This window comes from Streptomyces sp. NPDC029466, assembly GCF_055574515.1.
Genome location: NZ_JBVHZH010000043.1, coordinates 67,219 through 93,156, shown reverse-complemented (window position 1 = coordinate 93,156; position 25,938 = coordinate 67,219). Strand labels below are relative to the sequence as shown.

Below are 25,938 nucleotides of genomic sequence, written 5' to 3'. Positions count from 1 at the left end.
GGCCGGACGAACTCCCACTCGGCATCCGACAGTTCATGGCGACGTATCACCCGACCATGATCCACCACCCGAGATCATTTGAAGACACTGCCTAGAGGTCAAACACAGTCCTATGGGTCGCGTCGCTTCTTCCCCTACTCACACCGGTGTTAGCCGGTTGTTAGCGGAGCGGCAGCTTCTCGATAGTGGCCCGGACCAGAGTGGGTGACGTACCGAGGAGACAACGACACCGACTGCCCCCAGGGGCCTGCAATGATTTCCAGCACCACTGCCCGCACCGCCCGTCGCCGCACCCTGCGCATTGCCGCCGCGGCCTTGACCGCAGCCGCCGGCCTCGGCCTGGCGGTGCGTCCGCCCGTCGGCAGCGGACGAGCCGCTCGACCCCGTCTGGCGCCCCACGACGGCGCCGTGGTCCCCGGCGGCACCGGACGGCGGGTATGCCGCGGATGAGCGGCTTGCGGGCGAGGCTGTCGTGCGTGTTCGCGCCGGACACGGCGACGGCGAGCGGGATTCTCTGGGCATCGGACAGCACGTGCGGCTTGCTGCCCTTCTTGCTTGCCGCGATTGACCGGGTTCGGCCCGGTCAGCGATCCCCCCTTTTGGCGCGAACGGAGGCCGCGTCGACGCTCGCCGAGGTCCAGTCCACCTGGCCCCGGGCCCCGAGTTCGTCCAGCACCGCCCGGTGCAGCTGACGCCACAGGCCGGCCTCGGTCCATACCGTGAAGCGGCGATGCGCGGTGGCGGTGCGACGTGCCGAACGTCGGCGGCAGATGCCGCCAGGCACAGCCGCTGGTCAGCGCGTACACCACTGCCGTGAACACGGCCCGCTCGTCACACGGAGCGGTCCCACAACCTTGCGGACGAGCAGCGGACGACGGCAGCAACGGGGCGGCCGGCTCCCAGAGTTCATCAGGAACCAGACACTCATCAGGAACCAGACACTTCGATAGATCAGCACCCACGACCGGCGTCAGCCGCGCGAACATCACGTCACGTGAGACAACCTCTAAGCCTTGCTTGGTGCGGCCGACCTGGCGGCCTGCTCGATCTTGGCGCAGTGGGCTGCACGGGCTGCCTCGTCGATCCGCTTCTCGTGTTCGGCGCGCAACCCGGTCCGGCCGTCGAGGCCTTCGCGCAGGATATCGGCGTGCCCGGCATGCCGGACGGACTCGCCGAGGACATGGACCATGACAGACACCCCCACACCCGCAGCCCCGCAGCCCCGCAGACCCGCACACCCGCAGACCCGCAGACCCGCACCGACAAGACCTGGCCCGGCAGACCCACGCCGGCGCGCTCTCACGGCGCAGGTGCCTTCTGGCGGCTGCCTAGCTGCTGCCGGCCCCGCGTCGCAGTTGCGCCGAAAGGTGGTGTTGCAGCGGCTGACCGACCGCCGCGAGATCGTGGACAAAGGTGAGCGTGCCCTCGTCGGTCAGGGTGTAGCGGCGGCGGGTGGCGGTGACCTCCTTGGCTGTGGGGGCGAGAGCCACCTCATGGGTGGTGAGGTCGACCACTCCATCGCCTGCACGGCCGACCGAGATCTCCGCGATGCCGGTGGGCTGGGTGATCAATGCTTCCACCCGCCCATCGGGCTGTAGCCGCCACCAGCCGCTCTCCCGGGCCGACGGCCGCAGCGGGGTGTCGTCCGCATCGAGCAGCCAGGAGCGCGCCTCGTAGTGGAGGAAGGGACGCCCGTCATGGCTGAAGGTGACCTCCTGCGCGTACACGAACTCCTCGGCCAGTGTGGGGTACCCGCCACGGCCCCGCCCGTGCCAAGTGCCCAGGAGCCCGATCACCGGCGCGAGCAGTGCGTGCGGCGCAGGTGCTTCGTCCGGTCGCAAGGCGTCGGGATACGGGTGCTTCGGGGCGTGGTCGAACATGATGTGCGCTCCTGGGTAGAGGCGGGTGCCGGGTGGCAGCCTAGGCCGTCGAGCCACCGACGCCGGGCAGCGGAGGGCGCGCCGCCCGGTGACTGCCGTACGGGCACGGTGGAGCCGGTGCCGCCGCATTCTCCGTACGCGCTCCCGGGGCAAGGGGGCAAGGAGGCCGGCTGAACAAGTGGCTCTCTCGCGTCAACCCGCCTCGATATCAGAGGTGTTGGTGAAGCACTGACCTCGCCTCCTTGTTACGGCGATGGCGCTGCCCGTGGCGTATCCGACGACCGCATAGCGGCTACCAGGGCAGGGCCGGCTCAACACTTCCCGACGGCCGCGTCTCAGCTACGCTCCCCCTCTTCCCCCCCGAGAGGCGCCCGACCACCCTACGGTCCCTCGTTGACGGCCGCCCGCTCCACCGCGCCGTCCTCGACGTGCCACCTCTTGAGGATCTTCGCGTATGCGCCGTTCCTGATGAGGCGGTCGAGAGCTTCCCGTACGGCATCGCGCAGGGCTGTGTTGGTCTTGGCGACCGCTACACCGTAGAGAAGGGGTTCGAACTGCTCACCGCTGAGTTCGAGGGCGGTGCCGCCTGCGCGGGTCGCGGCGGTGTGGGCCGCGACCGGGTAGTCGTCGAGGCAGGCCGTGGACCGACCCTTGGCGACATCGTCGTAGACCTCCGCCGGTGAGTCGAACTCCCGGATCTTCAACTTCTCGGGGACCTGCCTGTTCAGCTGGTCCAGGAGGTCACGGGCGGCCGTGCCACGCTGGACGGCGACCTTCCTGCCGGACAGGTCTGCGGGGGCCTTGACACCCTCCGGGTTGCCCTTGCGGACAACGAGCACCAGTCCGGCCTTGAAATAGTCGACCAGGTCGACGCCGCTGCCGGTCTTCGTGCCGTCCGTGCGCCCCTCCTGACGGCCCTTGGTGTCGGCCATCGCCGACATGACCAGGTCGAAGCGGTTCACGTGCAGACCGGTGAGGAGGGTGTCGAAAGCGGCGTTCACGAACTTGACGCGCAGGCCCAGTTCACGGCCGAGGGCGTTCGCGAGGTCGACGTCGAGACCGGCGGGCTCGCCGCCCCGGACGAACTCCATGGGCGGGTAGGCGATGTCCGAGCCGATGGTGACGATGCCTTTGTCGCGTATCTCCTTCGGCAACCGACCGGAGGGGGTCCCGATGGCAGAAGGGTTCCCGCCCGGATTGCCGCCGCCGGACGGATTCCTGCTGCCGCCGGGCTTGCCCCCGGCGCCCGTGCTGCCGCCGTCCCCGCTGTCCGGCTGAAGCACCCAGGCCAGTGCCCCGCCACCGACTCCGACCCCGACGACGGACAGCGCGGCGAGCACCCGGCGCCGGCTCGGCCCCGGGGACGCGGGCCGGCCAGGGGACACGGTCTGCCCAGGCGAGAGCGGAAGCTGGTCCGGGGGGACGGCGTGCGGCCCCGGTGACGGAGCGGGGCCGTGGCGCTCCTGCGACGGAGTGGCGAGGGCTGGGCCATACCCGTCCGGAGACGAAGTGGCGGGGGCTGGACCGTACTGGCCCGGGGACGGAGTGGCGGGCTGCGGAGGCATGGGAGCGCCCGCGGGTGGCGGCGCGTCGTACGACGGCGGGGGCGGTGCGCCGTCCGCCGTCGTACGGGTCGGCAGTTGGTCGTCGGGGACGTCGGCGGGCCCCCCGGCCGGGGGCCGCAGCGTGAACATGTCCGGGGACCTGGGGTCACTGAGCTGCGCGGACAGGCGGCGCAGCTGTACGGCGACGAGCTCCGGCAGCCAGTCGCCGTAAGGGCCCGGTGCGCCCACCCACGCCATGAGAGCGGGCAGAGCGGGCCGCCGCGCCGGATCCTTCGCCAGGCAGGCCGACGCCAAGTCCCGTATCTCATCGGTGAGTTCGTCGAGCCGTGGCTCCTCGTGCACGGTGCGGTACATGAGGACCTGCGGATCGGCGTTCCCGTAGGGGCCACCACCCGTCGCCGCGTACACGATCACCCCGCCCAGCGCGAACACGTCCGCCGCGCCCGTGACCTTGGGACCGGTCATGACGAGTTGCTCGGGCGCCATGAACCCCGGGGTGCCCAGGGCGGTGCCGGTCGTCGTCAGGGCAGTGTCCGCGGCGGAGTGCGCGATGCCGAAGTCGATCACGCGCGGGCCCTCGGCGGTGAGCAGGATGTTCGACGGCTTGAGGTCGCGGTGCACCAGCCCGTGCGCGTGCACCGCTGTGAGGGCGTGCAGCAGGCCGGCCGTCAGCAGCCGCACCGCGTGCTCGGGAAGCGGCCCGCAGTCGTGCACGGCATCGGTGAGCGAGACACCCGGCACGTACTCGGTCGCCATCCAGGGCACGTCGTCGTGCGGCGCGGCGTCGACCACCGGTGCCACGAACGGTCCGCCCACCTGCTGGGCTGCGGATACCTCACGGGCGAAACGCGCACGGAAGCCCCGGTCGTCGGCGAGTTCGGAGCGCGCGGTCTTCACCGCCACCGGCCGCCCGTCCGGCGCGCGGCCGAGATAGACCCGTCCCATACCGCCGCCACCGAGCAGCCCGATGATCCGGAACGGACCGATCTGCTGCGGATCGTGCTTCGCCAGCGGTCGCACCATACCCCCACCCGTGCCAGCAGTTGTCCGACACCATTCTGCACGGCCCCGAATGCTCCGGCGGAGGCTATTCGGCGGTGGGTGCCGACGGTGCTGTGGTCCTGCGGCGGTCCCTCGCCCGGGCACGGTTCGACCGGTCGGCGGCAAGGGCCCGGGGCTGCTCCAAGGGCCACCCCGGGAACGGGGCGTTGCGGACGCTACCGTCCGGTGTAGGTGAACTCGTCGGCCGGGCTGGTGGGAGAGGTCGCCTTGCCGACCGTCACGGTGATGTTCACCGTCTGGTGGACGTCGAGCTGATCGGGCGCGGTTGCGGTGATCTCGTTGGTGGAGATGAACCTGACCGAACCGGCTGCCTTGTCCTTGAAGTGCACGGTGGCGCCGTTGGCGAAGCCCGAGCCGCCGATGGTGACCGCAGTGCCGACCTTTCCGCTCGTCGGGCTGACCGCACTGACGTGAGCGTGAGGTTCGGGGAGGGTGAGGAGGCGAGCGAGCGGGCGGACCACCCGTTTGAACGCATCCATCGCCCCCTTGGAAACGTAGACGGGCTTCGGCGCACGTCCCATCGCAACGAGCCGCCGACCAGGCCGTGGACACCCCATGGCTGGGCCGACGCTGCGGCGCAGCCCCCGCCGCACCCCGCACCCCGCGGCCTCTCCCCGACCTACCAGTGAGCAGACTGCCAGCTGATCACAGATAGTCACCGATCAAGGGTTCCGACGCCAGCACTCAACCGCCTTTTAACCTCTGGGTCTTGGGGATGACGTGCTCGATCATGGGTGGATGACTGCCTTCTACCATGTGTGCTTCGTGGTCCCCGACCTCGAGCAGGCGATGCAGGACTTTCAGCGTGCGGCCGGGGTTGAGTGGAGTGATCCCGTGTCCGACCGGCTTGGTGAGTGGGACTACCGCATCATCTTCACCACAGGCGGGCCGCCCTTCATCGAGCTCATTGAAGGGCCATCAGACAGCCCTTGGGATGCGTCCAAGGGAGCCAGGTTCGATCACATCGGCTTCTGGACCAGCGATGTGCGTCAAAGGTCCCAGCGTCTGGAAGAAGAGGGCATGCCCATGGACTTCTCCGGCTGCCCGTATGGTCGGCCCTTCGCCTATCACCAGATGGACAGCATCGGCGCACGGGTCGAACTCGTTGACGTCAGCAGGCAAGCCGACTTCCTCAGCAGGTGGAATCCGGGCGGGGAGCCGATGCCCGCCATCGACGAGCCATACAGAAGCTGACCTCTCGTCGCGCGGACTCCCCGGGACGCAGCGATGCGCCGCAGGCACGGGCCTGCGGCGCACCGTGTCGCCGGTGAGCGGCACAGCTCACCGGCCGTCGCGCATGGACGCTCCCCCTCTTCCCTGACACCGAATGCGTCAGCGCCGCTCTTGCAGCAACGACCTCATCTGACCGCGGTCGCCAAGAACCGCGTCCACGGCGGCGATCCGACCGTTGAGCAGGTGTTCAACGGCGGCTACATCGAGGCGACCGCCTCCCCGAAGACCGACCTGGATCTGCCCGGTCGCTGGGTGGACTGGGAAAACCGCGTCCCCGCCCCGTCCTGGATCTCCATCGCCTGGCGCGAGCAGGACGACCGGCTCCACTCCGGCGCCCGCGCCGCGCTGAGGCGGCTGCTGAAGGACGCGCACACCGAGCCGTATAGCGGGGAGGAAGTCGACTGGCTGTCCTGGCGGACCTACGCCGCATCCCTCGCCGACCCGCAGCTGACCATGGCGGGGATCAACCCGGATCCGTGGGCCATCGGCCCCTCCACGCCCACCACGGCCGCCGTCGTCCAGCAGAACGGCACCATCGTCGCCGACGGCCCGACTTCCCGTCCCTGTCCGTACTGCGCGACTGGCTCACCGCCTGGGAGGACGTCTGCCGCCCGGCCCCTGAGACGTACACGCCCACCCTCGCAAGCCACGACGAGCCCGGCTTCACCGGCTGGAACCTTCGCCTGGCTCTCTAAGGGCTTGGGAGGAGATATGCCCGAAGGGCCCCCGCGGGGGCCCTTCGGGTAGAGGCGAGAGTGCTGCTGACCGGAGAAGGCGGGCGCGAGCGGGCGCTACTGCCTCTCGATCATTCGGCGGGCTGCGGTCAGTGCACCGTCGGTGCGCACCCGCCCTGCCAGAGTGTGTGCGGTCTCGACCACCTGAGGGGCGAGGGCTCGGCCCAGCGCTGCAGCGAGAGAGTCGGCCGTCGGGTCGCTGACCGCGTGGGCGCTGCCGATTCCGAGCTGGTCGACGCGGCGGGCGAAGTAGAACTGATCGAACATCTGCGGGACGATCACTTGGGGCGCCCCGGCTGCGGCGGCCGTCGTGGTCGTGCCCGCCCCACCATGGTGCACGACTGCGGCGACCCGCTGGAACAGCACTTGCTGGTTCACGTCTCCGATCGCCAGGCAGTCGGGCGCGGCTTCGTCGAGAGAAAGCTCGGCCCAGCCGCGGGCGAGGATCGCGCGGCGGCCGAGTGCGCGGGCGGCTGCAATCATCCTCCGGGCGATGCCCTTGGGGGCGCGTACACTGCCGAATCCGAAGTAGATCGGTGGCTCGCCAGCGTCGAGGAACTGTTCCAGCTCCGGCGAGAGCGGCCGGTGATCCGTCAGCGTCCACGCCCCGGTCTGGAACACGTTCAGCTCCGAGGGCTCGGGCCACGGTGCCAGGGTCGGATCGGCGGCCAGCCACGGGGTGTCGGTGAAGATATGACGGCTTACATCGCTCGCCGGGGCGAGCCCAACAGCCTCTCGCTGTGCGTTGAGTGCCGCGCTCCACATGGCATTCCAGCGCTGTGCGTCCCGGTCCCACAGGGTCTGGTTGTCGACGGGGCTGTCCGCCGGCTCTTCTCCCAGCAATCCGAACACGGGCGGCGCGTGGTGCGGCGAGGGCAACGTGATCGGTGCGAACGCGGCGTACACGTATCCGATACCTCGCTGCTCGGCCACCGAGTGTGCGGCGACCGCCAGGGCACCGCCTCCCACGATCATCCCGCATCCCTCGGCGGCCGAACCCACCGCCGCGAACTGATCCGCAACCGTGCCCTCGATCATCTGCCGCCGCTGCTCGGGTGTTGGCACTGCTCCTGCCGGCCGCTTGGCTGTGGCGTGCAATTCCGGGCCAACCGGGACGTAGGTGATCCCCAGCGACTTGGCCCACTCCTGGAAATCAGGAGGTGCGCACACCACGGCCTCCTGTCCCAATTCCTTCAGCTGCACAGCCAGAGCGATCACCGGCTGGACCTCTCCGCGCGATCCGATAGTGGACAACAGCACCCGCATGTTCACTCCCATACTCTTGCCGCGCCTCGTGACGCGGAGGGAATCTTCGCCCGATATGGGGGGCTTGCGGCAAGATCCCCCATGCGATATACCGTTAAACGGGAGATGGAAGTTAGGGTGACTTGCCCGCCTCGGGTCCCAAACGGCGATGCCGAGTGCAGCAAGCGGTCCCATCCGCTCCCGGCGGCATGAATTGCCGGCCTGCTCGCAGAACTGCGGTATCTGCGGCTCGACCTGCTCCCACGGCAGCAGCATCGTTCCAGTCACCGAAGTCCTCCGCGGCCGATCACGGCGATGCCGAAAAATGACGAGCGACCGTCTCGCGGCAGCGAAGAGTGCCGGCCCCGTCCGTGAGATCGAACCTGCATAGGTACTTCAAGCCATCGCAAAACCAAGCCGGGCTGCCGGCTCTGCCGTCGACCTCCCGGAGGTAGATGCGAAATAGATCGGTCTCCGGGTCGGGCTCGCACCAGCAAGATTCGAAGTTGACAACTCTAGATGACGCTCGGCCACTACTGGAGCGCCGCCCTCCATGCCGCGCACCAAGCCGGCGACGGCGACCGCGGAGCAGGTGTCCTTTCTGATTTGGCGTACCAGAGCATCTGACTCGGCCAGGCGGGCACCGCCATCGACGTCCTGGAGCATGCTCTGTCCCGTACCCAGGACGCCACTGCCCGCTCGCTGCTCCACCTGCGCAAGGCCCGGGCCTTGGCCACGAACGGCGTTGCCCGCCCCCTGCCGCCGCGACCTCGACGCCGCAGAACACGCCCTCGACTCCGCCACCACCGCACCCCCGCATGGTGCTCCTGGATGAGCCCAGCAGTTATGCGGTCTGTCAACCTGTTCCACCCCGAGAGTGTCTCAAGGCTTCGCTGCTGCCTGGCTGCATGACGACGAGTCGTGGGCCAGGCAGCAGCGCGCGGTTGTCAGGGCCGCGTGGCGACGATGGCTTCGGTGCGCACGACTTTGAACCGCTCCGGGTCTGATGGAGGCTCCGGACTGTCCCGAGTTGGGTGGCCAACTCGGCCTCCAGCTCGGCGATACGCTTGCGGGCCGCGGCCAGTTCGCACAGGTCGCTGCTGTTCGTACCGGGCAACTGCCCTGTATCGATGAGGCGTTGGCGACGCCAGACATAGATCGTCTGGTCGCTGATACCGAGGAGCTGGGCAACCTCGGCGACCTACCTTCCGGATGCGGCGGAACTCGGGCGGATAACTACGGGGGCATCACGGCCTCCGAAGGCTGCTGGATCGTCAATTGCCCAGCTACCCGACTCCATTAGAACCGGGGCATACCACTCCAAGATCCAGCGCCGCTGTTTGTTGTACACACCCTGCAATGGATTACGCCGCCACAGACCCTGGGAAGGGAGTTCGGGTACATCAATCCTCCGACACAGTGCCGCTTTGGCTACGCGGCTCTACGTCTTTGAGCATCCATCTGCAGAAGCCGCCGAGGCCGATGGTGGCGATCACGATCAGGAAGCCGGCGGTCAGTGTGGGGTCGGCGAAAGCGAGCCAGGGGACCTGGGTGGTCAGTGCGTTCGCGGCTTCCACGGATCCAGCGCCCACCAGGGCCGGGGCGGACAGCATCCGCGCTTGGCCGCCGGCGCTCCGAACGGACTCGTCGATCTTGCTGCTGGTCTCGGAATCCCCGCACAGGTAGCTGCGTGCGGACGCCCCCAGGCAACGGAAGAAGCCCCGCTCGTGGTGCAGCGTCTGAGCCAACGCTCGCACCGTTGTGCTGGGAATCTGGTCCGGCATGGTGTCGGGTGAGATGCCCAGATAGAGGCGCAGCTCAGGCAACTCCACGGCGAGGACTTGGAGCACCTTGTACTGCCACAGCGCCTGCTTCGCCTCGTCGGCGAAGGTGCGTTCGTCGAGATCCCACACTCGCCGCGCCCCGGTCCCGGTGCGGTCGGCTCGGGTGAGGGGCCTTGAGTGCGCGAAGGGCTCCTTCACGATGATCCCGAGGAGTCGGCCGACCCGCCACAGGCGTTCTTCCTCACTCCGTTGAGGATCTGTCAGGACATCTTCGAGCGTAGCCTTGTACTCGGCGACGGCGAGTTCATTGAGCTGGGTTACCGCATGGGAGAGTTCCTCTGCCCGCATGGGTCCTCACCAACTTCGGTAGTTGCCTGCCACTGCCGGGTGTGCGGCCGACTCGGGGTCCGGTGGGCGCGGGAGTCCGGGCGGCCGGAGGTGGCAGGTGCGGTCCCGTTCGACGGTTTTGCCGCCGTCGCGTCGCACCCACTGGGCAGGGAGCATCCGGGCCGCGCCGGCCAGCGCCCGCTTCGACGCGCACGGTTCTCGGCGCCTGCCGGGCCTCTCCACTTCCACCGTCACGCCGCTGGCGGCGTGCTGCAACCGAGGGCCGATTACCCGCCTCCAGCCGCCTGCATCAGGGAGTGGATCGCCGAGACCGGCGAGGTTCCGACCGTGCGCGAGATCGGCGCACGCGTCGGACTGAGCAGCGCGTCCTCCTGCCGGTGACCTCCGGGGTGTGCCGGGTCAGGAACGGTGTCACTGCCGCCTGGAGCACCGCGGCCGCGAGCGAGGCGACCAGCGAGAGCGGCGGGAGCCCCCGCGGCGACAGGTACTTGCGTACGTGGACGAAGCTGACGGCATAGCGGAGCGCGGCGCCGAGGCAGGCGGGCTGCCCGCCGACCGAGCCGCCCGCGTCCCCCCACGGTGCGATCACCCGCACCGCGCCGCCGAACCCGGCGAAGAGCCCCAGGGTCCTGCGCCAGGTCGCCCGCTCGGTGGGCAGGGCCACGGCGGCGAGGGCCGTGGTCAGCAGGGGCGTGCCGCCGATGAGGAGCCCGGCGATACCGGCGCCGGCCCGACCGCACAGGACGACCACTGGCCCGGTCGTCGTCTGCGGTTCTACCTGTTCGCGACCGCCGCTTCCCGGAGGACCCTGCCCGGTCCCGGCGCCGTCCCCAACGCCCGGTCGAGGTCGGCCCATAGGTCCTCCACGTCCTCCAACCCCACCGAGAGCCGCAGCAGCCGGTCGCTGACTCCCGCGCCGCGGCGGTCGTCGGCGTCCACGATGCGGTGGCTGATGGAGGCGGGGTGCTGGATGAGGGTGTCGACGCTGCCGAGGCTCACGGCCGGGGTGATCAGTCGGACGCCCGCGATCACGTCGTGGGGGTCGCCGGCTACCTCGAAGGCGACCATGGCGCCTCCGATGCGCGGGTAGTGGACGCGGGTGACGCGGGGGTCGGCGGCGAGCCGGCCGGCCAGCTCCGCCGCGTTCGAGGACGCGGCTCGGACCCGTACGGGCAGCGTCGACAGACCACGGAGCAGCAGATAGCCCGCGAGCGGATGCAGCACCCCGCCCGTGGCGAACCGCACCTGGCGTAGCCGCCCGGCGAACTCCTCGTCGCAGGCCACCACGCCGCCCATGACGTCTCCGTGGCCGCCCAGGTATTTGGTGGCGCTGTGCAGGACGAGACGGGCTCCCTGCTCGACGGGGCGTTGCAGCACGGGGGTGGCGAAGGTGTTGTCGGCGAGCAGCGGGACGGAACCGCAGGCGTGCGCGACGGCTCTCAGATCGAGTTCGGCGAGGGTCGGGTTGGCCGGGCTTTCGACCATCACCAGGCCGGTGTCGGGGCGCAGCGCGTCCGCGATGCCCGCCGGGTCGACCCAGGTCACCTCGGAGCCCAGCAGCCCTGCGGTGAGCAGGTGATCGCTGCATCCGTACAGCGGTCGCACGGCGACGACATGGCGCAGGTCCATCGCGCTGCGTACGAGCAGCACGGCGCTCAGCGCGGCCATCCCGGTGGCGAACGCAACCGCGCTCTCGGTGCCCTCAAGACGTGCGAGGGCGGTCTCGAAGCGGGCGACGGTCGGGTTGCCGAGGCGGCCGTAGACGGGCGGGCCCTCCGGTTCGGCACCGTCGTCCGCGAAGGCGTCTATCCGGGCGGCCTCGCCCCGGCTGTCGTACGAGGGGTAGGTCGTGGACAGGTCGATCGGCGGGGCGTGCACCCCCTGCCGCGCGAGGTCGTCCCGCCCGGCGTGCACCGCCTCGGTGGCGAGCGCCCGGGGTGCGGGCACGCCCGGGACACGACGACCGGTGCCGTCGGGAGATTGGCCGGTTCCCTGCGGGTCGGCCGGTACGTCATATGCGTCAAAGCTGCCGGAGTCCATGCCCAGGAGTCTGAACACCGAGCGGGGTCGGATGGCCGGATCCCGTGTTACGTTCGACACATGGCCGATTCTGTCGTACTTGATCCGGTGGATCTCCATCTGCTACGGCTGCTGCAGAACGACGCACGGATGACGTACCGCGATCTCGCCGCGCAGGTCGGTGTCGCGCCTTCGACCTGCCTGGACCGGGTGACCAGGCTGCGCCGCTCGGGAGTGATTCTCGGCCATCAGCTGCGGCTGGACCCGGCGAAGCTGGGCCGGGGCCTGGAGGCACTGCTGTCCGTGCAGGTCAGGCCGCATCGGCGGGAGTTGGTGGGGCCGTTCGTGGAGCGGATCCGGGCACTGCCGGAGTCCATTACGGTCTTCCATCTGACCGGGCCCGACGACTATCTCGTCCATGTCGCGGTCGCGGACATGGGGGATCTTCAGCGGCTGGTCCTCGACGGGTTCACCTCACGGCCCGAAGTGGCGCGCGTCGAGACCCGGTTGATCTTCCAGCAGTGGGACTGCGGCCCGCTGCTGCCACCCCTGCCCGACGGCGCTCCCGCCCCCACGACCACCGTCGGCCATCAGGCCCCCGGGAACCCCGGGGCCTGATGCGCATACCGGTCCAAGCCGGAGCCACCGCAGGTGACCGCCTTCTACATCGCCCACGCCCCCTCCCTGGCGCCAGGGAGGTCTGCCTGCCCGGAGTCGCCTTCAGCCCACCGGCTTGAGCGGCAGCGTCGCGCTGGTCCGGAATCCGCCCCCGGGCCGCGGGTCGGCGTCCAGGCGGCCGCCGACCCATACCGGACCGGCATCCACCAGTGCGTCGGCCGGCACATCGCCCGTCTGGAGGGCCAAAGCGCTCCTGACCGTACTCGCCCGCCGCGTCGATCACCTCGAACTCGCCGGACCTGCCCGACGCAGCCTCAACAACACGCCGGGGTACCTGGGAGTCACTGCCGCTGCGCGTGCGCATCGACGAAGACGCCGGCCACCCGGCGATGCCCGATTACTCGACGTGGCTGCGGTCTTCTTGCACACTGACCGCCACAGCCTGCGAGAAGTCCGCCCGGCACGCCGCCCGCCTGCCGCGTTCGGCCGCGTGACGGGCGGCCATCGATGATCGGAAGCAGCCAGGGCACCTTGGAGGATTCGCTCATGCGCAAGCAGCAGCAAACCGAGAAGGGCCGGATGCGGACGAAAGCCGTGGGAGCCGGACCGGACCACCAGGGGGCCCTGCTCCCCGACACCCCCGCGCAGGCCGGTCCGGTGACCCCGCGCCGCAGCTCCGAGGCGGGCACCGGGCCGGTGCTGGGCCGCGCCCTGCAGATCCTTGGCGCATTCAGCGCGAGCTGCCCGGAGATGACGTTGAGCGCGCTGTCCCGGCGGTCCGGGCTGCCGGTGTCGACTGTGCACCGGATGCTCGGCGAGCTCATCGCCTGGGGCGCCCTGGAGCGCGGCGACGACGGCTGCTACCGGGTCGGGCTGCGGCTGTGGGAGGTCGGCTCCCTCGCGCCGCGCGGTCAGGGCCTACGCGAACGAGCCCTGCCCTTCCTCGAGGACCTCTCCCAGATCACCCGCGAGAACGTCCAACTCGCCGTGCAGGAAGGCACCGAGGTGGTCTACGTCGAGCGCATCGCGGGGTCCGGCGCGGTACCCGTACTCAGCCGCGTCGGCGGACGCTTCGCTCTCACGGCCACCGGCGTCGGGCTGGTCTTGCTCGCGTACGCGCCCGTCGAGGTGCAGGAGAAGGTGCTCGCCGGCCCGTTCGAGCGCTTCACCGAGCGGACGCTCACCGATCCGCGTGAGCTGCGGTCCGTACTCGCCGAAGTCCGGGCGGGCGGCTACGCGGTCAGCGACCGCCAGGTCACCATGGACGCCCTGTCGGTCGCCGCCCCGGTGTACGCCAGCAGTGGCCAGGTGGCCGCCGCGGTCTCCTTGGTCGTGCGGCACGGCAGTGCCTCCCCGCACGCGCTGGCCCGGTTGGTTCGGACCAGCGCCCGTGCGATCTCCCGCGCCATGGCCGCCCCGCGCGGCTGAGCTGCGCGCGGGCGCACCTCGGACGGCGTCCGCCGCACAGCACGGCCGACGCCGCGCAGATGTTTCCCGGCATCCGGAAAGGCCGCTGGTCGCCGGCGCGGGCCGACCCCACGATGGTCCGCACCGGTCGACGCCCGGGCCATTGGCTCACCGGAGCGCATGTCTGGTGCGCGCAGGGTGTCGACGACCACCACGCAGTCGACAACGGAGCGCTGCCATGGTTCTGCCACCCTCTTCACCCCGTCCCGGGACCGTCCGGTGACCGGCCCCTCTCTGCGCGCCGCCCTCGACGAGGGGCCGATGAGCCGCTTCCAATGGGGCGCGATCGCGGTGTGCGTACTGCTCAACATGCTCGACGGCTTCGACGTACTCGTCATGGCCTTCACGGGAAAAGCCGTGTCGGCCGAGTGGGAACTCAGCTCTTCCGAGCCCCCTGTGCGTCGCCCCGTGGGCCGACCGGATCGGCCGCCGGCCGGTCACCCTCGGCTGCCTGGCGGTGGCCGCCATCGGGATGCTGCTCTCCTCGGTCAGCCAGTCACCCGTCCAGCTCGGAGCGCTCCGCGTGCTCACCGGAGTCGGCATCGGGGGCGTCCTGGCGGGCAGCAACGTCATCGCCGGCGAATACGCCTCCCGGCGCTGGCGCGGGCTCGCCGTCAGCCTCAACTCCACCGGCTACGCGGTCGGCGCCACCGTGGGCGGGCTGCTCGCGGTCGGCATGATCGGGCAGTTCGGCTGGCGCTCGGTCTTCCTGAGCGGCGACCTGGCCACCGCTGTCGCCGTCTCGCTGGCGTACTTCTGCCTGCCCGAGTCCGTGGACTTCCTGGTCTCGCGCAGGCCGAAGGGCGCCCTGGAGAGGATGAACGCCCTGGCCCGGCGGATGGGACAGCCGGCGCTGGACCGCCTGCCCGCACCCACTGCCACGCCCTCGGGAGTCGGGGCCGGGTTCCGCGAGTTGCTCTCGCCGGCGCTGCGCCGCCCGACGCTGCTGCTGTGGTCCGCCTTCTTCCTCGTCATGGCCGGCTTCTACTTCGTGACGAGCTGGACACCGACCCTTCTGTTCGAGGCCGGCTTGTCCAGCACCCAGGGCCTCACCGGGGGAACCCTGCTCAACGTCGGCGGCATCTTCGGTGCGGCCGCGCTCGGAGCGCTCGCCGCCCGCTTCACGCTCCGCTCCGTGCTCCTCGCCTACCTGATCGTCACGGCCGGGCTGCTGGCGGCCTTCATCGCCGCGACCTCCTCGCTCTCGGCGGCCTTCGTCCTCGGAGCGGTGATCGGCCTGTTCGTCAACGGCTGCGTGGCCGGGCTGTACGCGCTCACCCCCCTCGTCTACGGCGCGGGAATCCGGACGACTGGAGTCGGCAGCGCCCTCGCGATCGGCCGCGTCGGCGCGATCCTCGCCCCGGCCATCGCCGGCAGCCTGCTCGACGGCGGCTGGACGCCGCAGAACCTCTACCTCGCCGTCAGCGTGGTCTTCGTCGCCACCGCTGCCCTCCTCGCCCTGCTGCGCCCCGCCACCGCCGGACAGCCCGTGCCCGCCCCTGCGGCCCCGGCCGCAGGCAGTGCGCACTGAAACCACTACCCCCAGGAAGATTCCATGACTGCTTTTGTCCGCAACCAGTGGTACGTCGCCGCCTACGGCCGTGAGGTCGGGCGCGAGCTGCTCGGCCGCACCGTGCTGGGCGAACCGATCCTGCTGTATCGCACCCGGGACGGCCGAGCCGTGGCGATGTCCGACCGCTGCGTGCACCGCCGCTACCCGCTGTCGCAGGCGCCGAGCCGCCTGGACGGTGACCGTGTGGTGTGCGGCTACCACGGTTTCACCTACGGCACCGACGGCGGCTGCGTGTCCGTGCCCGGCCAGCAGCGCATCCCACGCACTGCGCGGTTGGACACCTATCCCGTCGTTGAGCGGGACTCCTTCGTGTGGGTCTGGATCGGTGACCGTGAGCCGTGCGACACGCTGCCGCCGCGGGCTCCATGGCTGGACTCGCCCGACTACACCGTCGTGTCCGGTATGGAACAGATCGACGGCGACTACGGCCTGCTCGTCGACAACCTCATGGACCTCTCCCACGAGACATACCTGCACGGCGGCTACATCGGAACCCCCGAGGTCGCCGAAACCCCCATCACGACCGAGGTCGATGACGCGGCCGGGATCGTCTGCGTCAGCCGGCACATGGACGACGCCGATTGCCCGCCCTTCTACGCCAAGTCCACCGGTATCGAGGGCCGCATCACCCGCTGGCAGGACATCGAGTACCACGCCCCGGGCCTGTATCTGCTCCACTCGCGTGTCGCCCCCGTCGGCGCGCCCGCCCCGGATGCCGACGGCAGCGACCCGCACGCCTTCCACGTGGAGGTCGTCTACGGCATCACCCCGTCCACGGAGAAGACCACCTACGACTTCTGGGCCGTGGCCCGGGACTTCGCGCTGGACGACCGGGACGTCACCGGCTTCCTGCGGCAGAACAACCACACGGTGGTCATGCAGGACGTCGTCGCCCTCAACGTGCTGCAGAAGTCCCTGGACACCGAGAGCCCCGGCTACCAGGAGCTGAGCATCAACATCGACACCGGCGGCCTCGCCGCCCGCCGCATTCTCGCGCGCCTGGCGCAGGCCGGTACCGAGCAGTCCGTGGCAGTCCGATGACCCCGCTCCACCCGGCGGTGCTCACGGGCGACGGCGTCTACCGCATCCACTGGGTGCTCGGCACCGACCGACTGCTGGCCGTCTGCCACTGCGGTGCCGAGCGGGAGTTCGAGAATCCGGTGCCGCTGTGGGACTGGCTGCTGGGCCACCCCGACGACCACCGCCCCGGCCCGGCCTCTCGGCCCGCTCCCGCCCCAGCTCCGCGTCCCCTGTCCGAGGCCCTCGTCTGAGGGCACTCCCGGCCCGGAAAGAGAACCACCATGACCACCACGACGCCTCCGCGCACCGAGGTCGAACTCGACCTGACACTGGCGCGCAAGGAGACCCTCGCCGACGGCGTCGTCCGGCTCACCCTGGCCCACCCCGCGGGCGGCCGGCTGCCCACATGGAGCCCCGGCGCACACATCGACCTGGCACTCGGTGCCGGCCTCGTCCGGCAGTACTCCCTGTGCGGCGACCCCGATGACACCTCCGCCCTCCAGGTGGCCGTGCTGCGCGAGGCGACCGGCCGCGGCGGCTCCCGCCACGTGCACGACTCGCTGACCGAGGGCGACACGATCCGGATCCGCGGCCCCCGCAACCACTTCCCTCTGGTCGACTCGCCCCGCTACCTGTTCATCGCAGGCGGCATCGGCATCACCCCGATCCTGCCGATGATCGCCGCCGTATCGCAACGGGGTGCCGACTGGCGGCTGGTGTACGGCGGGCGCAGCCACGCCACAATGGCCTTCGCCGGACAGCTCACCCGGGCCCACCCCGACCGGGTGGACCTGCGCCCCCAGGACGAGTGCGGCCTGATCGACTTCGACGCGCTGCTCGGGACTCCGCAACAGGACACGACGGTGTACTGCTGCGGCCCCGAGCCCCTGCTCAACGCGGTGGAGCAACGGTGTGTCCGCTGGCCGGAGGGTGCGCTGCACCTTGAGCGCTTCGTACCCAAGGTCCGGGAAGACGCCGCCCCGTCAACCTCGTTCGAGGTGGAACTGGCCCAGTCCGGCCTGACGCTGACCGTGCCGGCGGACCGTTCCGTCCTGGATGTCGTCGAGGAAGCCGGTGTCGCCGTCCTCTCCTCCTGCCAGGAGGGCACCTGCGGCACCTGCGAGACCACGGTCCTGGAAGGGACCGTGGACCACCGGGACTCGCTGCTCTCCCCTCAGGAGCAGGCCCGCCACGACACCATGATGATCTGCGTCTCGCGTGCCGCCTGCCCGCGCCTGGTCCTCGACCTGTGACCCGACCAGCGCTCCTGCGGCAAGACACCAGTCACCCCGCTCCCTCGATGCGCCCGGCGCGCTGAGCGCCGTCTGCGAGCGCCGATCCGCCGGCCGAATACCCGCTCCCCCGCCACCGCAACCGGAGGCCGCCCATGACCGCCAACCGTCGCACCTTCCTCGGCACCGCACTGGCCGCGGGCGCGCTGAGCGCCCTTCCCGGCACGGCAGCGGCAGCCACCGGCCCCGCCGGCCCGGTCCCGTCCACCGGCACCCATGTGATCACCCTCGGCACGCAGGCAGGCCCCACCATCCGCGGCCGCCGCAACGGCATCGCCACCGCGCTCGTCGTCGACGGCAGCCTTTACCTGTTCGACTGCGGGCTCGGCCTGACCCGCCAGATGAACAGCGCGGGTGTCGACATCAGCGGGCTGCGCGCGGTCTTCCTCACCCACCTGCACTCCGACCACGTCATCGAGGTCCCCAGCCTGCTGCTCTACAACTGGGGGCCTCCGGTGAAGGGCTTCACCAAGCCGTTCGAGATCCTCGGACCAGGATCCGCACACACCGTTCCGCACTCCGGCGCGGCGCCCGTCGGCAGTCCGCCGACACCCGGCACCCGCCAGATGGTCGACCGGATCATCGCCGCCTACGCGTACGACATCAACATCCGCGTCGCCGACGAGGGCCGGCCCCCGCTGACCGAACTGGTCACCTCGACCGACATCGCCCTGCCACCCGGCACCCTTGCCAGGGCGAACGGCACCCGGACCCCGGACATGGAGCCGTTCGAGGTGTACCGGGACGAGAAGGTCCGGGTCCTGGCCACGTTGGCGCACCACCCGCCAGTCTTCCCGTCCTTCGCCTTCCGCGTCGAGACTCCGCACGGCGCCGTCGTCCTCTCGGGAGATACCACCGAACATGACAATGTTGTGCGACTGGCCCGCGGGGCCCGGCTGCTGCTCCATGAGTGCGTGAACCTCGACTACTTCCGCGCCGGCGGATTCGACGCGGCGTTCATCAAGCACCAGGAGGAGAGCCACACCCCGCCTGATGGCGTCCGCCGTGTGGCGGCGGCAGCCGGGGTGGACCAACTCCTTCTGACGCATCTCGCCGGAGTCGCCACCGACGAGCAGTGGACCACCCCGGTACGTACCCGCTATGACGGACCGGTGGCCGTCGCCGACGACCTGCTGCGCACCACCCTCGGCTGACGGCTCGACACACCTGTCGCCTCCCGCAGGGCGTCGGTTGTGGCCCGGGAGACTTCACTGATCAACGGGACGGAGTTGCCGATGCAGGTGGTGCAGCCGTAGCCGACCAGGTCGAAGCCGAGCGCGTCCAAGTACGGAACCAGTCCTGCGCGTTCGAAGTAGTTCATGACGATCCTCAACCCCGGTGCAAGGCTGGTCTTCACCCAGGGTTTGGACCGCAGGCCGCGCTCGACGGCTTTCTTGGCCAGCAGCGCCGCGGCGACCATGACTTGTGGGTTGGAGGTGTTGGTACAGGAGGTGATCGCGGCGATCACCACCACGCCGTGCCCGATCTCTGCCTGGGTGCCCTCGGCCAGGGTGACCGGGGTGGGGCTCAGCGGGCCGGCAGGCTCTGCGGCGGGACCTGTGTCGAAGCAGGCCGGGCTGTCGCCCGGGCGGTTGCCGGTCACCGCCACGGGGTCGGAGGCGGGGAAGGACTCCGCGCCGCTCGCATCCACGCCGACCGGCGCCGGCTCGCACGTGACGTAGCCGCCCAGGACTGCACGGAAGGCACGCGGGGCATCGGCCAGATTGATGCGGTCCTGAGGGCGCTTGGGCCCGGCGATCGAGGGCACCACCGCCGAAAGATCCACCTCCAGAGTCTGCGAGTAGACGGGCTCGTGGCCGGGGTCGTGCCACAGTCCCTGCTCCTTCGCGTACGCCTCCACCAGGGAGATGTGTTCGCGGGCGCGGCCGGTGAGCCGCAGGTGGGACAGTGTCTCGTCATCAATGGGGAAGATCGCGCAGGTAGCGCCGTACTCGGGGCTCATGTTGCCGATGGTGGCCCGGTTGGCCAGCGGGACGTTGGCCACGCGGGGGCCGTAGAACTCCACGAAGGTGCCGACCACGCCGTGCGCGGGGAGCTTCTCGGCGATGGTGAGGACCAGGTCAGTGGCGGTGCTGCCCTCGGGCAGCGCACCGGTGAGTTTCACGCCGATGACGCGCGGGATGAGCATGCTGACCGGCAGGCCGAGCATCGCCGCTTCCGCCTCGATGCCGCCCACGCCCCAGCCGAGCACGCCCAGCCCGTTGACCATCGGGGTGTGCGAGTCGGTGCCCACCAGCGTGTCGGGGAAGGCGGTGCCGTCCTTCCCGAAGACCACGCGCGCAAGGTGTTCGAGGTTGACCTGGTGGCAGATACCGGTGCCGGGCGGCACGACCCGCAGGCCGGCGAAGGCGCTCTGCCCCCAGCGCAGGAACTGGTAGCGCTCGGCGTTGCGCTGGAACTCCCGCTCGACGTTGCGGTCGAATGCCGACGGGGTGCCGAAGTGGTCGGCGATCACCGGGTGGTCGATGACCAACTCGACCGGTCGTAGTGGGCTGATCCGCGTCGGGTCGCCGCCGAGCTCAGCCGTTGCCTCCCGCATCGCGACCAGGTCGACGAGGCACGGCACGCCGGTGAAGTCCTGCACCAGAACCCGCGCAGGGGTGAACTGGATCTCGGTCGCGGGCTCCGCGCGCGGGTCCCAGCCGGCCAGCGCGGTGACCTGCTCGGCGGTGACGGCGCGGCCGTCCTCGTTACGCAGCAGGTTCTCCAGCAGCACCTTCAGGCTGTACGGGAGTCGGGCGGTTCCCTCGAGCGCGTCAAGGCGGAGGACGGACCACGAGCTCCCCACCGCCGACAGCATCGCCTGAGCGCCAAAGGTGTTCAGTGACATGGCGGTGCATCTCTCTGTGAGTCCGGGGGGGCCGACTCTCGTCGGCTGTCCGGCCCTTCCGTGCCGCGCGGCCCCCGGGCGGGCCGCGCCGCACGGGGAGCGGAGCAGTTCGTGCGGGTGGACCCCGCACGGGCACCGGGCCCACCCGCAGTGACCCCGGGAATCCGCCTGAATCATCACCGTGCCCAGCGGCGCGCCGGGGAACCGGCCACCACTCCGCTTCGACGGGAACGGGAGGGCCAACTCAGCGGCCCGGGCGTTCCTCAGCCGGAGGTGGGGTGCGGCCAGTGCGCGAGGCCGCCGGGCGAGGGAGCGGAGTGCGTCGCTTCCGATGTGGATGGATGGGTTTCATAGCTTTCGCGCATGCCGCTCAGGTCGAAGAGCTTGAGTATTCGGCCGGAGACGGACGCGATACGCAGTGAGCCTTCGTGTTCACGGATGCGTTTGGTCATCGGCACGATCACGCCCAGCCCCATCGAATCCAGGAAGGTGACGAAGCCCAGGTCCAGGACGAAGTGGCGGTGTCCCTCATCGAGGAGCTTGATCACTGCCTCCCGGATCACGGGGGCGGTGTAGGCGTCCACCTCACCGTCGGTCTCGAGGACGGTCCAGCCGTTGAACGTCGTAGCTCACCATCATGCTCTCGTGCCGGATGATGTTCGTTCGCATGGCGATTCCTCTTCACGTCTGCGGACAGCGCGAGATGCCCGGCAGGGTGCGGCGGAGACGCCCAGCCCATACCGTTCGCGGCCTGCGCAAGGGCGAGTTCGCGTGAACGGTGGCCGCAACCGCCGGCGCCTCGCGTGCGGTCACCGGCTCTCGGTCAGCCACTCGGCGAGAACGGCGGCCTGGCTTTGGTCGACATCCTTGGTGGCGGTCAGCAGCATGATCTTGTCGTGTGCCGCCAGGTCACGCAGATGTCCCGCCGCCTCGCGGTGCCCGGCGTCGCGCAGCTCTGCCAGGTAGCGGCGGCGAAACTCGGTGAAGCGGCTGGGCTCGTGGCCGTACCATTTGCGCAGTTCGCTCGACGGGGCGACATCACGCAGCCACTCGTCCAGATGCGCGTCCTCCTTGCGCATGCCCCGGGGCCAGACCCGGTCGACCAACACGCGCTTGCCGTCCTTGGGCGCGGTCTCCTCATAGACCCTGCGATACGTGATCTGTTTGGCCATAATGGTGTCCTTCCAGATCAGTCGGCCGCCCCTTCCTCAGCACATGGACAGCGGCGTGCCCTGCTGCAATGGTTCCGACTCGCCCATTCTATCGGCGACAGCTCGTGCGAACCCGTCGGGAGCCTGCCGGGTCAGCCACCACGACCGCCATAGTGACGGCGTCCAGTACGGCGTATTGACGAGGAGCACGATGTGCCCAGCAGACGTCCCTCGCCCGGCTCACACGATCTTCCCGCGCGGATCGCTTCCCGGATGAGCTCACCGAGCAAACCGGACTCGGCGGTGGCCACCTGCCGGGCGTGCCCGCGCCTGGTGGCGTGGCGGGAGGAGGCCGCGCGGATCAAGCGCAAGGCGTTTCGGGACTGGGAGTACTGGGCGCGACCCGTGCCCGGTTTCGGCCCGGCGGACGCACCACTGGCGACCGTCGGTCTGGCGCCGGCCTCGCACGGCGGCAACCACACCGGGCGCCTCTTCACCGAACCGGTGCACTGCGCCCCGCCCGACAACCGGCCCACCACCGGTGAGCGGGACACCTGCCGGCCACGCTGGCCCGCGAGCTCGAACTGCTGCGGCCCACACTGCGGGCGATCGTGGTGCTCGGCGGGTTCGCCTGGCAGGCGCTTCTGCCGGTGCTCACCAACGCCGGCCGGCAGTTGCCCCGTCCTCGCCCGGTCTTCGGACACAGAGACGGAGCCGAGGCGCTGTTCGCCGATCCCGGTGACGGACGGCGGCTGCACCTGGTCGACGGCTACCACCCCGGCCAGCGCAACACGTCCACCCGCACCCTGGCCCCCGCCATGCTCCGCGACGTGCTACGCCGCAGCGCAGAGGTGGCCGAACTCCCGACACGGCCGCCGCACCACAGCCGACCTGGCTCTTGAGCACCAAGTCTCTCCGACTCGGTAGTTGCCATCAGGCAACGATGCGGATGCTCGGGGCGATCGACCGCGGCAGGCACTGGATCCTGCGCGTGGCTATTGCGCGGTGACCAGCAGCGTTACGGTGCGTCGGGCAGTTCGGGCGCTGTTTTGCTCCGATGCTGGGCTCCTGACCGACTTTCGTGGCCATGATCAGCCTGGTGGCACACGTGCGGGCGAGCGCTCGTCTCGACGGCGCCCACCTGCTGTCTGATCTGCTCCGCGGATGCCCGATGATCGCGACTGTACGCGGTGTGAGGTGTCCGGAGCGGTATGAACGGGAGGATCCGCATTGCCCACCGGCAGTCAGGCGTTCGGCGGATCAACCTCGGCCTACGTCACTTGGACGGTGCTGGGTTGCCGCGTGGGGTGCGAAGGCGGTAGCGGAGGAACAGATATGAGTCCCGGCGCCGAGCGCTGATCAGGTCCGCCCACGTCGGCCGGTTCGGCAGCAGTTCGAGCCCGGCGACCACCCCGGGTCGGGGTGTGCCGTCCCGGCCGGCGAGCACTGGGGACGTCGTGAGGAACAGTTCATCCAGCAAGCCCTCGCCGAGGAGGTGACCGATGAGGTGCGGCCCGCCCTCGGTGAGCACCGTGGTGTGTCCCCGGTCGTGGAGAGCCGCGAGGACGTCGGTCATACGGAGGGCGGAGACCGCGGTGAGTATTGCGCATGTTGGCGGCAGGCGTCCCTCCAGTCGGCGGGCTCCCTCCGCGGTGGTGGCCACGAGCGCGCCCGACTGCAGTGCTGGGTGCTCGGTGGGCACGTCGCCCCTTGCTGTGACCACGACCAGTTCTGGCTGAGTGGTGCGTCGCAGGCTGCGCCGTAGCTCGACGAAGTCGGGGGCGGCTTGCGGACAGACGTGGTCGGGTGTCCATTGGTGGCCGGGCGTGGCCCGGAGCGTGCCGGCCCCGATGAGTACGGCGTCGGCGCATGCGCGCAGCAGTCCCATGACGAAGCGGTCTGCCGATGCACGCCCGCTGATCGCCGAGCCGGAGGAGGGGTATTCGGGGCCGAGGGCGACCACTCCGTCAAGTGAAGAGACGAAGTTTGCGTACACGCACGGTGGCGTGAAGCCCATATCCCCGCCGTACGCTGTGACGAGCTTCGTAGGGAGGCCGAAGCGGGGCTGCCCTGCCTCCTCGTACAGCAGCTCCAGGGGCTCCAGCGAGCCTGTCTGTGTTCCGCTGGCGGGGTGGACGGTGCTCTCCTCAGCCATGTCCGGCCAGGCCGTGTTGGCCGCACAACGTGAAGAATTCGCCGCGCAGTTGCGGATCCTCGTCGTAGGTACCCCGCCAGTGGGTGGTACGGGTGCTGGACTCGATCTCCCGTACTCCGCGCATCTGTGTGCACAGATGCACCGCTTCCAGGTGGACCGCTACGCCGTGGGGCTGCAGGATCTGCTGCAACGATTCGGCGAGCTGGCGACCGATGCGCTCCTGCATCGAGAATCGACGGGCGAACAGCCGCACCAGCCTGGTCAGCTTGGACAGTCCGAGTATGTGCTCATGGGCGATGTAGCCGACGTACGCCTTGCCGAAGAACGGCAGAGCGTGGTGCTCGCAGAGGGAAAAGAACGGGATGGGTCCTTCGACAATCTGGCTGATCCGGCAGTCCGAACCGCCGTGGCATTCGGTCTCGAAGGCGGTGACCAGCTTCTCGTCGCCTTCGTACCCGCTGGTGGCGTCGAACAGGGCGCGCAGGAAGCGGCGGGGAGTGTCCGCCGTGGCCGCCGAGCCGGCGGCCAGACCCAGCGCCCCGAAGATCTCCCTGAGGTAGTCCTCGAACCGCTGCCACTCTTCGGGGGTGATCTGCCGGGGAGACACAGCTGCCCACGCCACCTCATCCGTGACGGGTACGAAGCTCTCGCCTACCAGCCCTGCGACGGGTGGCGGACCGTTCATCTGCGGCAGTTGATCACTCATAGCGGCCTCAAGATGCAACAAACATCTCGCTGGACTCGGTCACACCCATTGTCGACCGATTTCTGCGTGAGTGCTGCCCGAGAACACCATGCCCTGCGCGAGCACAGTGAGGCTGCGAGCGGACCCCGGTACCGTTTGCCCCCGCTGTCAGCTCCGGAGCATCTCGGCAAGGACCTCGGCTTCGCTGATCTCGGGCTGCTTGGTTGCGGTGAGTAGCCTCAAGGGGCAGCCTTTGGCGAGGTCGCGCAGGTGCGCCAGAGCATCTGCGACCCTGCGGACTTTCACCGTTCTGCTGCGTGCCAGGGAAGGACCTCCTGGTGAGCTGAGTACTCCACTTCGTCCGGCATTACACGTAGTAACGAGCGATGATCTCCAGCCGCGCCACTTCGTCCGGCCCCGGATAGGCCACCAGCACCGGCAGGCCGCTTGGATCCTTGCCCTCGAGAAGGGCGAATCCCTCAGCCTCCCTCGTATACACATGGTCGGAGCGGGCCCTGAGCACGCGCTCGCACCGCTGGAAGTCGTCAGGGCCGTCCGCCGTCCAGATCACGTACTGCGCGCCGACATGACCCACCGGATGGGCGGCGCGAGGGCCCACAGCGCGTAGGTACACCTGGAAGCCGGTATGGCCCACGAGCAGTGGGACACCGGGGGTGCGGACTGTGACCCTCCATGTTCAGCAGCTCCAAGCACTGGGGTGGTAGCCCAGAGGCTCGATCTGCAACGTTGGCGCCGCTCCCCCGGGAAGCAGACCGGTGACCTCCTCGCCGAGGCGCAGCCGGATCCGTCCACCGCCCTCGCGCAGCAGATGTGCGGCGGCGAGCGCCGGCATGACCTGCGCGTCCTGGGGGGGTAGTGGATACCGCCCGCCAGGCCGGGGGCGAGATGGGGCTCCAGGTCGTGCAGGCGGTCGGGCGGGGCCTCGTCCGCCGTGACACCCGCCGCGCACTGCCCGGCCGCGAAGTCCGTGGTGCAGCCATTGCGCGCTGGTCGTCGGCGACGACCAGCCCGCCTTTGGGCTCGTACGCGATGCCCGGCGGGAGTCCTTCGGCCAGCTGCCGCCACAACCCGGTGCACAGCGGGGCCAGTTCGAGTTCAGGCCCCGGCTCCTTGTCGGAGAGCGGAAGGTTGCCCTCGCCGGCCCCCGTCGTACCGCCCGCCACGGGGCCGCGGTCGAGCACGATGACGCGGAGGCCGGACCGCGCGGCGTAGCAGGCGCAGGCCGCACCGCTCAC

22 protein-coding genes and 6 pseudogenes are annotated in these 25,938 nt (G+C 69.9%); 10 read left to right on the top strand and 18 right to left on the bottom strand.

The window, feature by feature from the left end; genetic code table 11:
- Window positions 1–149 precede the first annotated feature (149 nt).
- The 5 genes and pseudogenes from ACZ4XD_RS28700 to ACZ4XD_RS28680 all read right to left on the bottom strand — a co-directional run bounded on the left by ACZ4XD_RS28700 (window position 150) and on the right by ACZ4XD_RS28680 (window position 4,986).
- Window positions 150–986, bottom strand: a complete 837-nt coding sequence (locus tag ACZ4XD_RS28700; protein WP_468046778.1) for a transposase — start codon at window positions 984–986, stop codon at window positions 150–152.
- A 20-nt stretch (window positions 987–1,006) separates the two neighbouring features.
- Window positions 1,007–1,195 (bottom strand): annotated as a pseudogene (locus tag ACZ4XD_RS28695) (mycothiol transferase); the annotation flags it as partial.
- A 133-nt stretch (window positions 1,196–1,328) separates the two neighbouring features.
- Window positions 1,329–1,880: a nitrobindin family protein gene (locus tag ACZ4XD_RS28690; RefSeq protein WP_468046776.1), complete on the bottom strand. Its 552-nt coding sequence runs from the start codon at window positions 1,878–1,880 to the stop codon at window positions 1,329–1,331.
- A gap of 380 nt (window positions 1,881–2,260) precedes the next feature.
- A complete protein-coding gene (locus ACZ4XD_RS28685; RefSeq protein ID WP_468046774.1) occupies window positions 2,261–4,468 on the bottom strand; it encodes a bifunctional serine/threonine-protein kinase/transporter substrate-binding domain-containing protein in 2,208 nt (735 codons plus the stop codon).
- Between the two features lie 194 nt (window positions 4,469–4,662).
- A complete protein-coding gene (locus ACZ4XD_RS28680; RefSeq protein ID WP_468046772.1) occupies window positions 4,663–4,986 on the bottom strand; it encodes an IPT/TIG domain-containing protein in 324 nt (107 codons plus the stop codon).
- 259 nt (window positions 4,987–5,245) lie between these two features.
- Between ACZ4XD_RS28680 and ACZ4XD_RS28675 the strand changes: the two genes are divergently transcribed.
- Together ACZ4XD_RS28675 and ACZ4XD_RS28670 are read left to right on the top strand one after the other, a co-directional pair.
- Window positions 5,246–5,701 (top strand): VOC family protein, encoded by a 456-nt coding sequence (locus ACZ4XD_RS28675; protein ID WP_468046770.1) that lies wholly within the window; start codon window positions 5,246–5,248, stop codon window positions 5,699–5,701.
- A 150-nt stretch (window positions 5,702–5,851) separates the two neighbouring features.
- Complete coding sequence (locus tag ACZ4XD_RS28670) at window positions 5,852–6,487, top strand: hypothetical protein (RefSeq protein ID WP_468046768.1); 636 nt, start codon at window positions 5,852–5,854, stop codon at window positions 6,485–6,487.
- A 44-nt stretch (window positions 6,488–6,531) separates the two neighbouring features.
- On the opposite strand, the gene ACZ4XD_RS28665 is transcribed toward ACZ4XD_RS28670, so the two are convergent.
- The 5 genes and pseudogenes from ACZ4XD_RS28665 to ACZ4XD_RS28645 form a co-directional block, all read right to left on the bottom strand.
- Window positions 6,532–7,740, bottom strand: coding sequence for a glycosyltransferase (locus ACZ4XD_RS28665; RefSeq protein WP_468046787.1), 1,209 nt, complete (start codon window positions 7,738–7,740; stop codon window positions 6,532–6,534).
- Between the two features lie 835 nt (window positions 7,741–8,575).
- Window positions 8,576–8,908 (bottom strand): annotated as a pseudogene (locus ACZ4XD_RS28660) (hypothetical protein); the annotation flags it as partial.
- A 214-nt stretch (window positions 8,909–9,122) separates the two neighbouring features.
- A complete protein-coding gene (locus ACZ4XD_RS28655) occupies window positions 9,123–9,851 on the bottom strand; it encodes a hypothetical protein (protein ID WP_468046766.1) in 729 nt (242 codons plus the stop codon).
- A gap of 289 nt (window positions 9,852–10,140) precedes the next feature.
- Complete coding sequence (locus ACZ4XD_RS28650; RefSeq protein WP_468046764.1) at window positions 10,141–10,602, bottom strand: hypothetical protein; 462 nt, start codon at window positions 10,600–10,602, stop codon at window positions 10,141–10,143.
- Between the two features lie 23 nt (window positions 10,603–10,625).
- On the bottom strand, window positions 10,626–11,891 hold the full coding sequence (locus ACZ4XD_RS28645; protein ID WP_468046762.1) for a trans-sulfuration enzyme family protein: 1,266 nt from the start codon (window positions 11,889–11,891) through the stop codon (window positions 10,626–10,628).
- Window positions 11,892–11,951: 60 nt separating this feature from the next.
- Between ACZ4XD_RS28645 and ACZ4XD_RS28640 the strand changes: the two genes are divergently transcribed.
- Window positions 11,952–12,488: an Lrp/AsnC family transcriptional regulator gene (locus ACZ4XD_RS28640; RefSeq protein ID WP_468046760.1), complete on the top strand. Its 537-nt coding sequence runs from the start codon at window positions 11,952–11,954 to the stop codon at window positions 12,486–12,488.
- A gap of 102 nt (window positions 12,489–12,590) precedes the next feature.
- Here the strand turns inward: ACZ4XD_RS28640 and ACZ4XD_RS28635 are convergent, their stop codons facing one another.
- Window positions 12,591–12,734, bottom strand: coding sequence for a hypothetical protein (locus tag ACZ4XD_RS28635; protein ID WP_468046758.1), 144 nt, complete (start codon window positions 12,732–12,734; stop codon window positions 12,591–12,593).
- Between the two features lie 300 nt (window positions 12,735–13,034).
- Between ACZ4XD_RS28635 and ACZ4XD_RS28630 the strand changes: the two genes are divergently transcribed.
- The 6 genes from ACZ4XD_RS28630 (at window position 13,035) to ACZ4XD_RS28605 (ending at window position 18,994) form a co-directional block, all read left to right on the top strand.
- Window positions 13,035–13,916, top strand: a complete 882-nt coding sequence (locus ACZ4XD_RS28630; protein WP_468046756.1) for an IclR family transcriptional regulator — start codon at window positions 13,035–13,037, stop codon at window positions 13,914–13,916.
- 433 nt (window positions 13,917–14,349) lie between these two features.
- A complete protein-coding gene (locus ACZ4XD_RS28625; protein ID WP_468046785.1) occupies window positions 14,350–15,486 on the top strand; it encodes an MFS transporter in 1,137 nt (378 codons plus the stop codon).
- A 24-nt stretch (window positions 15,487–15,510) separates the two neighbouring features.
- Complete coding sequence (locus ACZ4XD_RS28620) at window positions 15,511–16,569, top strand: Rieske 2Fe-2S domain-containing protein (protein WP_468046754.1); 1,059 nt, start codon at window positions 15,511–15,513, stop codon at window positions 16,567–16,569.
- Window positions 16,566–16,799 carry a hypothetical protein gene (locus ACZ4XD_RS28615; protein ID WP_468046753.1) on the top strand — a complete coding sequence of 78 codons (234 nt, stop codon included), beginning with the start codon at window positions 16,566–16,568 and terminating at the stop codon, window positions 16,797–16,799. The genes ACZ4XD_RS28620 and ACZ4XD_RS28615 overlap by 4 nt, the downstream gene beginning before the upstream one ends.
- Window positions 16,800–16,829: 30 nt before the next feature.
- On the top strand, window positions 16,830–17,801 hold the full coding sequence (locus ACZ4XD_RS28610; protein ID WP_468046751.1) for a PDR/VanB family oxidoreductase: 972 nt from the start codon (window positions 16,830–16,832) through the stop codon (window positions 17,799–17,801).
- 134 nt (window positions 17,802–17,935) lie between these two features.
- Window positions 17,936–18,994, top strand: coding sequence for an MBL fold metallo-hydrolase (locus ACZ4XD_RS28605; protein ID WP_468046749.1), 1,059 nt, complete (start codon window positions 17,936–17,938; stop codon window positions 18,992–18,994).
- Window positions 18,995–18,996: 2 nt separating this feature from the next.
- On the opposite strand, the pseudogene acnA reads toward ACZ4XD_RS28605, so the two are convergent.
- The 3 genes and pseudogenes from acnA to ACZ4XD_RS28590 form a co-directional block, all read right to left on the bottom strand.
- A pseudogene (gene acnA / locus ACZ4XD_RS28600) lies at window positions 18,997–20,691 on the bottom strand (aconitate hydratase AcnA); the annotation flags it as partial.
- A 263-nt stretch (window positions 20,692–20,954) separates the two neighbouring features.
- Window positions 20,955–21,296: pseudogene (locus tag ACZ4XD_RS28595) on the bottom strand (STAS domain-containing protein); the annotation flags it as partial.
- A 204-nt stretch (window positions 21,297–21,500) separates the two neighbouring features.
- Complete coding sequence (locus ACZ4XD_RS28590; protein ID WP_468046747.1) at window positions 21,501–21,863, bottom strand: DUF488 domain-containing protein; 363 nt, start codon at window positions 21,861–21,863, stop codon at window positions 21,501–21,503.
- Between the two features lie 252 nt (window positions 21,864–22,115).
- Between ACZ4XD_RS28590 and ACZ4XD_RS28585 the strand changes: the two are divergent.
- A pseudogene (locus ACZ4XD_RS28585) lies at window positions 22,116–22,744 on the top strand (uracil-DNA glycosylase family protein).
- Between the two features lie 374 nt (window positions 22,745–23,118).
- Here ACZ4XD_RS28585 and ACZ4XD_RS28580 read toward each other — a convergent pair.
- From ACZ4XD_RS28580 to ACZ4XD_RS28565, 4 genes and pseudogenes are all read right to left on the bottom strand, one after another.
- Entirely contained in the window at window positions 23,119–23,997 is an 879-nt protein-coding gene (locus ACZ4XD_RS28580; RefSeq protein ID WP_468046745.1) for a dihydrofolate reductase family protein, read from the bottom strand.
- Complete coding sequence (folE, locus tag ACZ4XD_RS28575) at window positions 23,990–24,703, bottom strand: GTP cyclohydrolase I (protein ID WP_468046744.1); 714 nt, start codon at window positions 24,701–24,703, stop codon at window positions 23,990–23,992. Before folE ends, ACZ4XD_RS28580 begins: the two co-directional genes overlap by 8 nt.
- Window positions 24,704–25,049: 346 nt before the next feature.
- On the bottom strand, window positions 25,050–25,301 hold the full coding sequence (locus ACZ4XD_RS28570; RefSeq protein WP_468046742.1) for a hypothetical protein: 252 nt from the start codon (window positions 25,299–25,301) through the stop codon (window positions 25,050–25,052).
- Between the two features lie 141 nt (window positions 25,302–25,442).
- Window positions 25,443–25,938: pseudogene (locus tag ACZ4XD_RS28565) on the bottom strand (NAD(P)/FAD-dependent oxidoreductase); the annotation flags it as partial.

Bases quoted from the DNA above. Each gene is read 5' to 3' on its own strand.
- ACZ4XD_RS28690 (WP_468046776.1), bottom strand. From the start codon at position 1,880: ATGTTCGACCACGCCCCGAAGCACCCGTATCCCGACGCCTTGCGACCG.
- ACZ4XD_RS28590 (WP_468046747.1), bottom strand. From the start codon at position 21,863: ATGGCCAAACAGATCACGTATCGCAGGGTCTATGAGGAGACCGCGCCC.
- ACZ4XD_RS28610 (WP_468046751.1), top strand. From the start codon at position 16,830: ATGACCACCACGACGCCTCCGCGCACCGAGGTCGAACTCGACCTGACA.
- ACZ4XD_RS28655 (WP_468046766.1), bottom strand. From the start codon at position 9,851: ATGCGGGCAGAGGAACTCTCCCATGCGGTAACCCAGCTCAATGAACTC.
- ACZ4XD_RS28615 (WP_468046753.1), top strand. From the start codon at position 16,566: ATGACCCCGCTCCACCCGGCGGTGCTCACGGGCGACGGCGTCTACCGC.
- ACZ4XD_RS28665 (WP_468046787.1), bottom strand. From the start codon at position 7,740: ATGCGGGTGCTGTTGTCCACTATCGGATCGCGCGGAGAGGTCCAGCCG.
- ACZ4XD_RS28630 (WP_468046756.1), top strand. From the start codon at position 13,035: ATGCGCAAGCAGCAGCAAACCGAGAAGGGCCGGATGCGGACGAAAGCC.
- folE (WP_468046744.1), bottom strand. From the start codon at position 24,703: ATGAGTGATCAACTGCCGCAGATGAACGGTCCGCCACCCGTCGCAGGG.
- ACZ4XD_RS28685 (WP_468046774.1), bottom strand. From the start codon at position 4,468: ATGGTGCGACCGCTGGCGAAGCACGATCCGCAGCAGATCGGTCCGTTC.
- ACZ4XD_RS28620 (WP_468046754.1), top strand. From the start codon at position 15,511: ATGACTGCTTTTGTCCGCAACCAGTGGTACGTCGCCGCCTACGGCCGT.
- ACZ4XD_RS28640 (WP_468046760.1), top strand. From the start codon at position 11,952: ATGGCCGATTCTGTCGTACTTGATCCGGTGGATCTCCATCTGCTACGG.
- ACZ4XD_RS28680 (WP_468046772.1), bottom strand. From the start codon at position 4,986: ATGGATGCGTTCAAACGGGTGGTCCGCCCGCTCGCTCGCCTCCTCACC.
- ACZ4XD_RS28700 (WP_468046778.1), bottom strand. From the start codon at position 986: ATGTTCGCGCGGCTGACGCCGGTCGTGGGTGCTGATCTATCGAAGTGT.
- ACZ4XD_RS28675 (WP_468046770.1), top strand. From the start codon at position 5,246: ATGACTGCCTTCTACCATGTGTGCTTCGTGGTCCCCGACCTCGAGCAG.
- ACZ4XD_RS28605 (WP_468046749.1), top strand. From the start codon at position 17,936: ATGACCGCCAACCGTCGCACCTTCCTCGGCACCGCACTGGCCGCGGGC.
- ACZ4XD_RS28580 (WP_468046745.1), bottom strand. From the start codon at position 23,997: ATGGCTGAGGAGAGCACCGTCCACCCCGCCAGCGGAACACAGACAGGC.
- ACZ4XD_RS28645 (WP_468046762.1), bottom strand. From the start codon at position 11,891: ATGGACTCCGGCAGCTTTGACGCATATGACGTACCGGCCGACCCGCAG.